This window comes from Vibrio zhanjiangensis (assembly GCF_030161235.1).
In the GTDB taxonomy this organism is placed as follows: Bacteria; Pseudomonadota; Gammaproteobacteria; order Enterobacterales; family Vibrionaceae; genus Vibrio; species Vibrio zhanjiangensis.
Map to the genome: position 1 here is coordinate 48,261 of NZ_BSPW01000036.1, position 12,722 is coordinate 60,982.

Sequence of the window (12,722 nt, forward strand, 5' to 3'; positions counted from 1 at the left end):
TTTTCTTCATGCTATCGATTAGAGAGCAGCTTGCTGTTCTAGTGAGCTAGGCTTTGCGTTCTTCTGTACTTGTTCGTAGATACTTTGCAATTCAAGGAATGCATAGCGATGCTCAACATAATCGAAAACATTAAACGAAATAGCTAACTTGTAGAAAGAAACCGCCTTGGCTAGATCGCGTTCTGTTCCCATTGATTGATAACGTTTTCCCAGATAAAAGTATGCTTCGGTCAAGCGTTGCGCTCGGATAGTACGATCCTTACTTGTACTATAAATTGCGTTAAATGCGTCCTTTTCTGAAACTTCACCTAACATGATAGCGACAAGAAACCACCCCCATTGTCTGTCACCATTTTTGTAACTTTGCTGAAGCTCATTCTTAGCTTGGTCAGGTGAAACCTCAGACTTAACTATATATAACCATAATGCTCTAAAGGGGTCGCTTGGATCTTGATCGTAATGTTTCTGCATATCTTCAAGAGCTAGGGCAACTCGGTCGCCATAATATAACGCAATTGCTCTGTTACGCGCAGCGTAAGCATTATCAGGTGCCAATTCTAGAGCCGAATCAAACGCATCGTACGCGGCATCAAAATTTCTATTTTCTGTAAAATACACGCCGAGTAGATTAAACAACTCAGACTGGCTTGGAATAATAGCCAATGATTGTTCATAGTCCAACCTAGCCAAGTTTCGCAGGCCTACACTGTCGTAGTAACTGCCTCGCTCAAAATACATCTTTGCTCGAGCTTCATTTGGCAAGTCATCTCTCTGAAGTAATTGACTCAGCCTTGCAATCTGTACTTCCTGCTGTAGAGTTGGCTGCAAAGCTTCCACCATTGGAGGCAAAACCCAATCAGGTTGACGATCAACCAGAGACGAACAGCCCACATTGCCCAATATTGATATGCTCAGTGCAGCAGCCTGAAACCATTTCACAACTAAATACTCCTGTCGCTAAAACCCTGAATCACGCTGTAGGCATAAAAAAGGGAGCTTAATGCTCCCTTTATACCATGCTTTAAGCTAAAGAAGCCAATTACTCAGCATCAGCCGATGGTTGCTCTGTTGTCACTTCTTCAGCAGGTTTTTCAACCGCTTCTTTCATACTTAAGCGCACTCGACCTTGACGATCGATTTCAAGCACTTTAACTTGAACTTCCTGACCTTCAGCAAGGTAGTCAGACACCTTCTCAACGCGTTTTTCAGCGATTTGAGAAATGTGCACAAGACCGTCTTTACCTGGAAGAATAGTGACAAAAGCGCCAAAATCGGCAAGACGTGCGACTTTACCTGAATATATACGTCCCACTTCAACTTCAGCGGTAATTTCTTCAATACGGCGAATCGCTTCTTTCGCAGCAGCACCTTCTGTTGCAGCAATTTTGATCGTACCATCATCTTCAATTTCGATGGTTGTGCCAGTCTCTTCAGTTAGAGAACGGATCACAGCACCACCCTTACCAATGACATCTTTGATCTTTTCAGCACTGATTTTCATAGTATGAATTCGAGGTGCAAACTCAGAGATGTCGTCACGAGCGTCAGAAATCGCTTCATCCATCACAGATAGAATGTGCTTACGCGCACCTTGCGCTTGGTTAAGTGCAATTTGCATGATTTCTTTGGTGATACCTTCAATCTTGATATCCATCTGCAAAGCAGTAATACCTGTGTTAGTACCTGCAACTTTAAAGTCCATATCACCCAAGTGATCTTCATCACCAAGGATGTCAGAAAGAACAACGAAATCATCGCCTTCCTTAACAAGTCCCATGGCAATACCGGCAACAGAAGACTTAATTGGAACACCTGCATCCATCAGTGCTAAAGAGGTACCACATACTGAAGCCATTGAAGATGAACCATTCGATTCTGTAATTTCTGATACAACACGTACTGTGTATGGGAACTCTTCCACTGAAGGCATAACCGCTGCAATGCCACGCTTAGCCAATTTACCATGGCCGATTTCACGGCGTTTAGGTGAACCAACAAACCCTGTTTCGCCTACACAGTAAGGAGGGAAATTATAATGTAGCAAGAAGTGATCTTTCTTCTCACCCGTTAGCTCATCAATAATTTGAGCATCACGTTGGGTACCAAGAGTTGCTGTCACTAACGCCTGAGTTTCACCACGAGTGAACAGAGAGGAACCGTGTGTACGAGGTAGAACACCAGTACGTACGTCTAGCGCACGTACCATATCCTTCTCACGGCCATCGATTCGAGGATTACCAGCGATAATACTACGGCGCACCACCGTCTTCTCAAGATCGTGGAAGACAGTGTGAATTTCTTTGGTATTTGCTTCTGGATCTTCAGCAAGCAAAACTTCGTTCACCTCTGCTGCAATCTCATGAATACGGTCGTAACGAGCCATTTTTTCAGTGATCTGGTACGCTTCAACTAATTTAGCTTCAGCCAACTCCGCGATCTTAGCTTTAAGTACTGTGTTCTCTTCAGGCGCAACCCAATCCCAAACAGGCGTAGCAACTTCTGCCTTGAACTCATTGATTGCTTTAATTACAGCTTGCTGCTGATCGTGGCCGTAAACAACCGCAGATAGCATTTCTTCTTCTGTTAGGTTGTCAGCTTCTGATTCCACCATAAGAACTGCAGATTCAGTACCCGCAACCACAAGATCCAGTCTGGATGTAGCCAGCTCGGTTTCACTTGGGTTTAGTACCAATTGACCATTAATATGACCCACACGTGCAGCACCAATAGGACCATTAAACGGAATACCTGAAATAGCAAGCGCTGCAGAAGTACCTATCATAGTGACAATATCAGGCTGCACATCTGGGTTCACAGACACGACAGTAGCAATCACTTGCACTTCGTTTTTAAACGCATCAGGGAAAAGTGGGCGAATTGGACGGTCAATAAGGCGAGCAGTTAACGTTTCACCTTCAGAAGGACGACCTTCGCGCTTAAAGAAACCACCTGGGATTTTACCTGCCGCGTATGTACGCTCTTGGTAGTTAACCGTTAGTGGGAAAAAATCTTGGCCTTCAACCGCATCTTTTTTACCTACGACAGAGACAAATACTGCGGTATCGTCCATGGTAACCATCACGGCGGCCGTAGCTTGACGAGCGATGACGCCAGTTTCTAGAGTAACGGTATGGTTACCGTATTGAAATGTTTTAACAACTGGTTTTTCGAACATTGTTATTCCTTGCATCTAAGGGCCCTAAATCGGCTCTCAGAGTGTGTTAAATGACACTCAAGGCACTACAAATCGCGACTAGTAAAAATGCACTGCCTCAAGATGAAACGTCTCAAGAGGCAATGTCACTTATAATAGTCGCGACCTTTTGGTCGACTAGGTTGACTGTAATGCGATGAGCTTTACCTTTACGAACTCATAAAATATGAGCACGCGCGTGCGTAGTATAACGAGATAAATTTGATTTGGCTAAATTTAGCCAACAAAAAAGGGGCAAAAAGCCCCTTTTTCGACAAACTGCTCTATGCTATCGCTGTATTATTAGCGACGTAGGCCTAGACGCTTGATTAGGTCATGGTAACGATCTAGGTCTTTACCTTTTAGGTAGTCTAGAAGCTTACGACGACGAGAAACCATACGTAGAAGACCACGACGGCTGTGGTGATCGCCTTTATGAGCTTTGAAGTGACCTTGTAGGTGGTTGATAGAAGCGGTAAGTAGAGCTACTTGAACTTCTGGTGAACCTGTGTCGCCTTCGCCACGTGCGTAATCAGCAACGATTGCTGCTTTAGTTTCTGCATTCAGAGACATTATTCTCTCCTAATAAGAGTAAGTTAAACACTGTGCCAGCCAATCTCTGATTCAGCCGACACGAGGAGCGCGAATTATAGGGGATAGACAAGGTGTAAGCAATAGGAATTTTATCTCGCACTTTCAGAGATCTCTGAATAATAGCCCTCAAATCTCTCTCTAACCAAGCAATAAAACGTATCGAATTTCACGCCAATTTAGCCATCATTCCTATCTTCTACATTTCTGTTACACTTAGCTGATTAAAAGCTATCTTTCTGAAATAACAGGAATCCATATGAAACTTGGCATCATAGGTGCGATGGAGCAAGAAGTTACCCTCTTGAAGCAAGCCATCACGGGGATGAAACAAACCGCTAAGGCCGGCTGTACCTTTTTCTCCGGACAACTTAATGGGGTAGATGTTGTTCTTCTTCAATCAGGTATAGGAAAAGTCGCGGCTGCGGTGGGCACCACTATCCTTTTGGACCAGCATCAACCAGACTTTGTAATAAACACAGGCTCAGCAGGCGGCTTTGATCCGACATTGAACTTAGGTGATGTGGTTATTTCAACTGAAGTTCGCCATCACGACGCCGATGTTACCGCCTTCGGCTACGAAATGGGGCAAATGGCAGGTCAGCCAGCATCATTTGCCGCAGACCCTAGATTAATGGATATTGCTGAAAAAGCCTTATCTCAAATGGATGGTCAGCATGCCGTACGGGGACTGATTTGTACAGGTGATGCGTTTATTTGTTCTAGTGAACGCCAAGCGTTTATCCGACAGCATTTCCCTTCTGTCGTGGCAGTTGAAATGGAAGCCTCTGCGATCGCTCAAGTTTGTCACCAATTTAAAGTGCCTTTCGTCGTGGTGCGAGCTATTTCCGATGTTGCAGATAAGGAATCTCCCATGAGCTTCGATGAGTTCCTACCTTTAGCTGCGAAAAGCTCATCTGAAATGGTGTTCAAAATGATCAACTTGCTCAAACTATAATTGGGTTATAAATCGTCTTGGAAGCGCTCTTTAATCAACTTTACTCAAATGGCGCCCTACTTGTTTTGTGGGGCGCTTTACTGTTTCACTTGATTCTACCTTTTCCAAGAGAAGCCCACCCTGCTATTTTATGGCATAAATTTGCAGAGCAGCTTGCTGACAAAGTAAATACTCACTCCAGTTATTCTCAAAGTATAATTTCTGGCACCTTAGCTTTGCTGCTGATGACGATTCCCATGTTTGCGCTTCTCTTAGCACTAAAACCTCTCGTCTGGCAGGCTCAGTTATTTGATTTAGCCTTGCTTTTACTCGCCATAGATTGGCGCAATACGGACAAATTCACCAATCAATTTGTCCTAGCGATGGCAAGAGAAGATAAAGAACACGCCAAAATGCTACTCACACCTATCGTCAATCGTTCTACCCACTCTTTATCTTTACTTGGCTTGGGTAAAGCGGGAACAGAAACCCTCATCATGTCCTACGGGCGAAATGTGGTTGGCGTATTGTTCTGGTACGCATTGACAGGAGGTATCGGTGCTTTTCTGTATAGAATGACGGTTGAGCTGGGCAGAGCTTGGTCTCCTTCGAGAAAGCGATTCTCGCCCTTTGGTATTCCTGTGATTCGATTGGTCGTCATATTGGATTACGTTCCCCTGCGTCTCTTTGCTTTGATGGTGGCTGTTGGCAAAAGAACCCATGAAGTGTTTGCTCTACTTAAATTGCAGGCAGGCTCTTGGCCTCTGCCCGGTCCAGCTTGGCTACTTGTCGCTGTTGGCGCGAAACAACAGCTCTCTCTGGGAGGGCCTGCGATATATGAGGGCAGTAAGGCGATTCGAAGCAAATTAGGAGGCAGAATAGCCCCCTCAGCAATTCATATTGCTCAAGTACAACGCTTGCTTGCCTGGAGAATGTTCGCATGGATAGTCCTACAAAGTGCGATTATGGGCTTCGTATATCAGGGGATTTGAATGTCTTTTCTGCGACTAATGTTAATCTTAATTATTTTCCCGACAAGCCTGTCAGCCGCGCCCGTAGAGCGGGTGATAAGTTTAGCACCTCACATCACTGAACTGGTATACGCCGCAGGTCTTGGAGATAAACTGGTTGCCGTCAGTGAACACAGTGATTACCCACCACAAGCTAGGAAAATTGAAACTGTCGCCAACCATCAAGGTCTGAAACTGGAACGTATTATCACACTAAAGCCGGATCTGGTTATTGCATGGCCGGGAGGCAACCCAGCCAAAGAGCTCGACAAGCTCAAAGCGTTTAATATCAATGTATTGGCAATAAACATCCGATCACTAGACGATATTGCTCAGTCTCTTGAAGCGTTAAGTCAGTACGCACCTGATCCTGATATCGGTCTGCAGGCGGCAACAGACTTTCGACAACAGCTTTCCAAGCTCAAGCAGCAATATCAAATTACTATCCCTATTCGCTATTTCTATCAGCTTAGTGATCAACCGCTAATGACCGTGGCCAAGAGCCAGTGGCCTAGCGAAGTTTTCTCATTTTGTGGTGGCGTCAACGTGTTTGAAAATAGTTCGGTTCCCTACCCTCAAGTTGGCCAAGAGCAAGTCATTTTAAAAAATCCCGATGTTATTTTTTCGTCACAATATTCTTCTGCTCTTTCTCTATGGTCAAAGTGGGAGCCCCAAATGACTGCGATACAAAATCATCATGTTTGGTCTATTAATTCAGATTGGTTGAGTAGACCCACGCCAAGAACTATCAAGGCCATTAACCAAGTGTGTATGTACTTTGAAACTTTGCGGAAACACACTTCGTAGAGAGAAGATACATTAGATTAAAAAAGGTCACCGAAGTGACCTTTTAATTGACTTCCTACTGACCGCAAACTCGATACAATACGTCTTTTAATAATTCAAAATCATTGGCTAAATCTTCTGAAAGCAGATCCATTGCGGCATGTTTCGCTAATGGCCCAGGAAGATCGATATCTGTTCCAAGGATGTCATCAACCACTTCCTTAAATTTCGCCGGATGCGCTGTACATAAGAAAAGCCCAGTTTCACCGTCTTGCAACTGCTCATCCAATAAACGATAAGCAATCGCGCCATGAGGTTCACAGAGATAACCTTGAGCGTAAAGCGCTTTTACAGATTCAGCACTCTGCTGGTCAGTAACCGCTCCTTTACCAAGCGTTTCCAACCCCCACTTTTTAATACGACAAAGCTCTTCAATTCTCGGCCAGTTATTTGGCTGGCTGACATCCATTGCATTTGAAGTCGTGGCTATCGTTGCTTTAGGTTCCCAGTTACCCGTTTCTAGGTATCGAGGAACAGTGTCATTGACATTAGTCGCGGCGATAAAACGCTTGATAGGAAGGCCTAATGCCTTAGCCAACAGTCCAGCGGTCAGATTGCCAAAATTACCACTAGGCACTGAAACCACTAAATTCTCACGCTGCTCTTTACTCATCTGCGCAGCCGCTTCAAAGTAATAACAAATTTGCGCCATTAGTCGACTGATATTAATTGAGTTTGCTGAATTTAGCCCGATATCGTCTCGCAGTTTTGCATCATCAAAGGCTTGTTTAACAAGGGATTGACAGTCATCAAAATCACCATCAATTGCGACGGTATGAATATTCTTACCCAAAGTACAAAATAGTTTTTCTTGCAATGGGCTAATTTTTCCTTTCGGGTACAAAATAACGACATTAATGTCTTCCATACCATAGAAAGCATGCGCTACAGCGGCACCAGTATCACCCGATGTAGCCGTTAGAATCGTGATCTTGCCACCATCAGAAACCGTTGCCAGAGATTGAGCCATGAAACGACCGCCAAAGTCTTTAAACGCAAGTGTAGGCCCATGGAATAGCTCCAATGCATACAGGTTATCTGTGACTGCTTTAATTGGCGCTGGAAACTGAAAAGCCGCATCTACCATAGCATTGACGGTTTCTTCGGATAATTCATCACCAATCAAACGAGAAAGAATCTTAGTACTACGAGAAACAAAATCTTCAGCTAACAGAGAATCAATATCGTCAAAAGCGGGCAATTGCGCTGGAAAAAATAAACCTTGGTTGCGACCCAAGCCTTGGCGAACAGCTTGAGCAAAGGACACTTGTTGATCATTTTCTTTTATATTATAAAGCTTCATAGCTCACTTCCTGTTACTTGGGATCCCTGCTTGTCCAATTGACAAATATGGACGAATCCTTCTTGGTTTTGTACGTAATTTTGTTCTAACCACCGAGCCACGCGCTCAGCAACATCTTTATCTTTGCAAATACTAAATAGTGTTGGACCACTTCCGGAAATGCCTGTCGCTAAAGCCCCAGCGCTAGCTGCATATTGCCTCGCTTTGGCAAAACCCGGTAACAATTTCTCACGGTATGGCTCAGCTACCACATCTTTGATCATCTTTGCTGCTAATTGAGGCTGATTAGAATGACAAGCATGAATAAAGCCGCCTAAATGACGACCATGAGCAATAATATCTTGGCGGCGATACTGGGAAGGCAAAATTTCACGAGCTTCAGCGGTCGAGACTTTGATTCCCGGATACGCCATGACCCAGTACCAATGTTCAAAACAGGGCACCTCCTGAGAAATAATATCCAGCTCTTCCAATATCAGTTGCACACCTCCGAGAAAGCATGGCGCAACATTATCATAGTGGATACCACCAGATATTTGCCCTTCCATTTCTCCCATTAATTTCAAAAGCTGAGTTTGATCTAACGGTTTCCCGTGAAATTGATTTAACGCATCCAACGCCGCGACTATCGAGCAAGCACTCGAGCCCAGCCCAGAGCCTATAGGCATATTTTTTTCAAGCGTCATTTCGACAGGTAACAGGGCGATATTTTTTTTATCCAGTTCTCTTGCAAAGACTCGCCAGCAGTCGTAAACAATATTTTCTTTCGGATTTTGAGGCAGTTTGGAAACAAAACTCCCAGCAGTTTTAAGACTAAAAGGGGCCTCGCCCGCTGTGACCATCACTCGGTCACCCAACAATGTCCCATCAATTGGAGATACGGCTGCTCCAAGAATATCAAAACCGACACTTACATTTCCAATCGACGCGGGTGCGTAGACGACGACATCCATACCAATACTCATTCGTTTAAACCCCAAGCTTCCAACCTAATGTACGCATTACATCTGAAAATACACCCGCTGCCGTAACTTCTGTACCAGCCCCATAGCCACGTAAGACAAGAGGGATTGGTTGATAATAACGGCTGTAAAAAGCTAAAGCATTTTCACCATCCTTAATTTTAAACATAGGGTCATTATCATCAACAGCTGAAATACTGACTCGGCACTGGCCATTATCGATTTCACCGACGTAGCGTAGCACCTTGCCTTGCTCTGCCGCTTCCTCCGAGAGTTGTTTGAAATATGCATCCGCTTCCGGCAAGCGTGTCATAAATTCATCCACACTCCCCGAATCATCAAAACTTGGTGGCAACGCCTTTTCAACCACTACATCGCCAAGCTCCAGATTCATGCCTGCTTCGCGAGCAAGGATCAACAGTTTACGCGCGACATCCATACCAGAAAGATCATCTCGTGGATCAGGTTCAGTAAAGCCGTTTTCTTTAGCGATATTGGTGGCCTGACTCAAGGTCATACCTTCGTCTAACTTACCAAAAATATATGACAGCGAGCCGGAAAGAATACCAGTAAAACGTTCCAATTCATCACCTGCAGCAATCAGGTTTTGCAAATTTTCAATAACTGGCAATCCGGCACCAACCGTTGTTTCATACATCAACTTACGACGAGAACTACGCGCAACATCACGAAGTTGGTGATAATAACTCATACTGGCGGTATTGGCCTTTTTATTTGGAGTGACCACATGAAAACCGGCGGCGAGGAAATCTGCATATTGATTTGCAATGGACTCAGATGAAGTACAATCAACTAACACCGGATTAATAATATGATTACGCTGTACCAAGGAAATGAGGCGAGCTAAGCTGAAGTCTTCTGTTGAGTCCTTCATACGATCTCGCCAATGCTCTAAAGGCAACCCCTGACTGTCAAGCAATAGACCTTTACTATTTGCCAAGCCGCAAACTCGTATCACTATACCTTTATCCGCCAGTTTGGCTTGCTGGCGCTGAATTTGGTCAACCAGTTCTCCGCCGACACCACCGACGCCAACCACAAAAACATCAAGAAAGTGCTTAGAATTAAATAGATTTTCATGACAGGCTTTAATGGCTTCTGAAATTTTATCTTCTGGTATAACAGCAGAGATAGCACGCTCTGACGAACCTTGAGCAATAGCAACAATGTTGACATTTACTTCTGCTAAAGAAGAGAAAAACTGAGAGGCGACACCTCTTGAAGTGCGCATTCCGTCTCCAACCAAAGTAACAATTGCCACATCATCAATAAAATCTACCGGTTCCAGTAGCCCTTCTTTTAGCTCTAGCTCAAACCCTTCACTCAGCGCCTGCTGAGCAATAACTTTATCTGCCGCTTCAATGCAAAAGCTGATGCTGTATTCCGAAGATGACTGGGTAATTAACACAATCGAAACGCCTGACGCCGACATGGCGCCAAACACTCGACTTGCCATGCCGACCATGCCTTTCATCCCTGGGCCAGAGACATTCACCATCGTTAGGTCACTTAAGGTTGTGATTCCTTTGATAGACAAGTTATCTTCGCCTGTGTCTTGGCCAATCAAAGTACCAGTGCCTTGTGGATTGAAGCTATTTTTTATTAGGCATGGAATATGAAACTGAGCGATAGGCGCAATGGTTTTGGGATGCAGTACAGATGCACCAAAATAGGAAAGCTCCATTGCCTCTTGATAGCTTAGTGACTTGAGCAAACGTGCATCATCAACCAAGCGAGGATCACAGTTATAAACGCCATCAACATCTGTCCAAATTTCACAGCACTCAGCACGTAAACATGCGGCTAGAACTGCAGCAGAATAGTCTGAACCATTACGACCTAAAGTGACTAGTTCACCCTTTTCATTACCAGCAGTAAAACCTGGCATGATATTGACGTGTCCTTTGGGCAAAGGATATTGCCGAAAATTTTGAGTAGACACTTCAACATCGACCATAGCTTCTAAGTGGTCGCCTTTGGCAAAAAGGTACTTGACTGGATCAATCAAGCTAGCCGGCTGGCCTTTTGCTTCTAACACGGCTTTCATCAACTGAATGGATACTCGTTCGCCTTTACTGATAATACGAGCGTTCACATTAGCTGGACACATCCCCAATAGGTTTATTCCGTGAACGAATTGACGGAGCTGCCCCAAGGAGGTTTTGACCTGATTGTCATAATCAGAACCATCGATATTGGGTAAGGATTTTTTTACTTCTTGATACAAGTCCCTAAAAGATGCTTCAAGATCCGCTATCTGAAGCTCTGCCTCACCATTTTTTAAAGCTCCATCAATAACAGAGACTAATTTATTGGTCGTTTTGCCGGGAGCTGAAAGGACAACTGCGACCTCTTCTTGTTGAGCATTATTAGCAATAATATCCGCTGCCCGTAGAAACCTATCTGCGTCAGCTAACGATGAGCCGCCAAACTTTAAAACACGCATTTCTTCCTCCAAATGCTTGTAAATGGGTATAAAAAAAGGCCTGTATCTCTTGGGATACAGGCCTTTTTTTGAATTTATTTCGCTTAGCAGCCTGCCCCAACATGTGTGATGTCGGTAATAATAATGGTTGTGGTCATTACTGATAGGCTAAAATGATTCATGTGCGATTTTTATGATAACAAAAAGTGTGTTTGCTTTCCTTTACGTTTAACCGATTTGCTTACCTGGAGTCAACAATTTTTTTTACTTTTTCCATTTTGCTCTCTCATCGAGCTTCTTCAATGTGCATCAAGAGGTTACATTAATTACACAATAGATAAAACAAGTTTTATATGTGGTAATTAATAGTTTTATCGTAAAACTGTCTCGCTATGGCTGTATTTTATGCTTTACTTGATCCTGCGGTGGGAAGTTAAAATGATGGGGTGGCAAATGAAAAAACAACTAAGCCTTTTGCTTGCTCTTGCAGCTTGCTCTTCAATAGCAGCTGAGCTTCCTTCATTGCCATCACAAAAAAAAACATCATCGCATAAACTGTTTTTATCTAGCGAAGCAAATCACCAAGACTTTGATACATGGACAATCGACGGTGGTTACTCGTACAATCTGTTCAATAAAATAGACTTCTACGTTGGTGCGAGTATCAACCAAAATACATCAATCAATGAAAGTGGCTTCTTAAGTGGGGTAAGTTATCAAGTGACTCCAAGAGTCTCAGTACAGAGCAGTCTGCGCTCTTATCAAGAAAACAATACCAATTTGGGCAGTGATACTGTAATTTCTGCTGAAGTCTCGAGCAGAATGAGGTTGACGGAAAATATCGACTTACACGCAACACTTGAACATCAAGAGTGGCAGAAAGGGTTTGAAGTCGGTATTGGATTCAGATTCTAATTTTTTCAAAAATTCGCCATCAACTCCAATCAAGCAACTCTGTAGACATAAGCACACCATTCCAATCGGCGTATACATAATCACCGGGTTGGATCATCTGATTATGAATCGTTAAAGTAACATTTAAATCACCTGAGCCACGTTTTTCGGTCTTGAAAGGGCTAGTGCCCAAGGCTTTGATACCAAACTCCATCTCAGCTATCGCAGCAGCATCTCGAATCGCTCCATAAATGATGACGCCTTCCCAATGATTATCTATGGCCAAAATCGCTAATTGGCTACCAAGTAACGCTTGTTGGCAAGAACCATGACCATCAACAACGAGGACTTTACCTTTTCCATCTTGGCTTAAGACCTCCCGCACTTTTGAGTTATCATGGTAACAACGAACGGTCACTATCTCTCCCCAGAAAGCGCACTTATTACCAAAGGTGTGTAAAGGTATGTCCAATAAAGTCACTTTATCTTCGTGTTTGTCACATATATCTGATGTTATATCTTTCATCATTCCTCCAAGGA

Annotated in this window: 12 protein-coding genes and 1 other annotated feature; of the genes, 4 read left to right on the plus strand and 8 right to left on the minus strand. The window is 43.8% G+C overall.

All coding sequences use genetic code 11. The features are described 5' to 3' along the window. Positions 1-18: 18 nt before the first annotated feature. From nlpI to rpsO, 3 genes are all read right to left on the minus strand, one after another. Positions 19-939, minus strand: coding sequence for a lipoprotein NlpI (nlpI, locus tag QQK21_RS09945; protein WP_284192040.1), 921 nt, complete (start codon positions 937-939; stop codon positions 19-21). A gap of 100 nt (positions 940-1,039) precedes the next feature. Continuing rightward, on the minus strand, positions 1,040-3,175 hold the full coding sequence (gene pnp, locus QQK21_RS09950) for a polyribonucleotide nucleotidyltransferase (protein WP_284192041.1): 2,136 nt from the start codon (positions 3,173-3,175) through the stop codon (positions 1,040-1,042). Positions 3,176-3,496: 321 nt separating this feature from the next. Beyond that, positions 3,497-3,766: a 30S ribosomal protein S15 gene (gene rpsO, locus QQK21_RS09955; protein WP_006957756.1), complete on the minus strand. Its 270-nt coding sequence runs from the start codon at positions 3,764-3,766 to the stop codon at positions 3,497-3,499. Between the two features lie 277 nt (positions 3,767-4,043). On the opposite strand from rpsO, the gene mtnN reads away from it, so the two are divergent. From mtnN to btuF, 3 genes are read left to right on the plus strand one after another with little or no spacing between them, the layout of a single operon-like run. Further along, on the plus strand, positions 4,044-4,742 hold the full coding sequence (mtnN, locus tag QQK21_RS09960; RefSeq protein WP_284192042.1) for a 5'-methylthioadenosine/S-adenosylhomocysteine nucleosidase: 699 nt from the start codon (positions 4,044-4,046) through the stop codon (positions 4,740-4,742). A gap of 17 nt (positions 4,743-4,759) precedes the next feature. Further along, positions 4,760-5,713, plus strand: a complete 954-nt coding sequence (locus tag QQK21_RS09965) for a cobalamin biosynthesis family protein (protein ID WP_284192043.1) — start codon at positions 4,760-4,762, stop codon at positions 5,711-5,713. After that, the gene (btuF, locus tag QQK21_RS09970) at positions 5,714-6,538 is read left to right on the plus strand and encodes a vitamin B12 ABC transporter substrate-binding protein BtuF (protein ID WP_284192044.1); all 825 of its coding nucleotides are present in this window, start codon (positions 5,714-5,716) and stop codon (positions 6,536-6,538) included. It abuts the gene before it with no gap. 55 nt (positions 6,539-6,593) lie between these two features. On the opposite strand, the gene thrC is transcribed toward btuF, so the two are convergent. The 4 genes from thrC to thrL form a co-directional block, all read right to left on the minus strand. Beyond that, the gene (gene thrC, locus QQK21_RS09975) at positions 6,594-7,880 is read right to left on the minus strand and encodes a threonine synthase (protein WP_284192045.1); all 1,287 of its coding nucleotides are present in this window, start codon (positions 7,878-7,880) and stop codon (positions 6,594-6,596) included. Beyond that, positions 7,877-8,833: a homoserine kinase gene (gene thrB / locus QQK21_RS09980; RefSeq protein ID WP_284192109.1), complete on the minus strand. Its 957-nt coding sequence runs from the start codon at positions 8,831-8,833 to the stop codon at positions 7,877-7,879. The genes thrC and thrB overlap by 4 nt, the downstream gene beginning before the upstream one ends. 16 nt (positions 8,834-8,849) lie before the next feature. After that, positions 8,850-11,309, minus strand: a complete 2,460-nt coding sequence (thrA, locus tag QQK21_RS09985; protein WP_284192046.1) for a bifunctional aspartate kinase/homoserine dehydrogenase I — start codon at positions 11,307-11,309, stop codon at positions 8,850-8,852. Between the two features lie 29 nt (positions 11,310-11,338). Beyond that, positions 11,339-11,457 (minus strand) — a sequence feature (Thr leader region). After that, entirely contained in the window at positions 11,393-11,470 is a 78-nt protein-coding gene (gene thrL, locus QQK21_RS22315; protein ID WP_431313108.1) for a thr operon leader peptide, read from the minus strand. (Overlaps the previous feature by 65 nt.) Positions 11,471-11,741: 271 nt before the next feature. Between thrL and QQK21_RS09990 the strand changes: the two genes are divergently transcribed. Continuing rightward, positions 11,742-12,203 carry a hypothetical protein gene (locus QQK21_RS09990; RefSeq protein WP_284192047.1) on the plus strand — a complete coding sequence of 154 codons (462 nt, stop codon included), beginning with the start codon at positions 11,742-11,744 and terminating at the stop codon, positions 12,201-12,203. A gap of 19 nt (positions 12,204-12,222) precedes the next feature. Here the strand turns inward: QQK21_RS09990 and QQK21_RS09995 are convergent, their stop codons facing one another. Next, positions 12,223-12,708: a putative 4-hydroxy-4-methyl-2-oxoglutarate aldolase gene (locus tag QQK21_RS09995; RefSeq protein WP_284192048.1), complete on the minus strand. Its 486-nt coding sequence runs from the start codon at positions 12,706-12,708 to the stop codon at positions 12,223-12,225. Positions 12,709-12,722 lie beyond the last annotated feature (14 nt).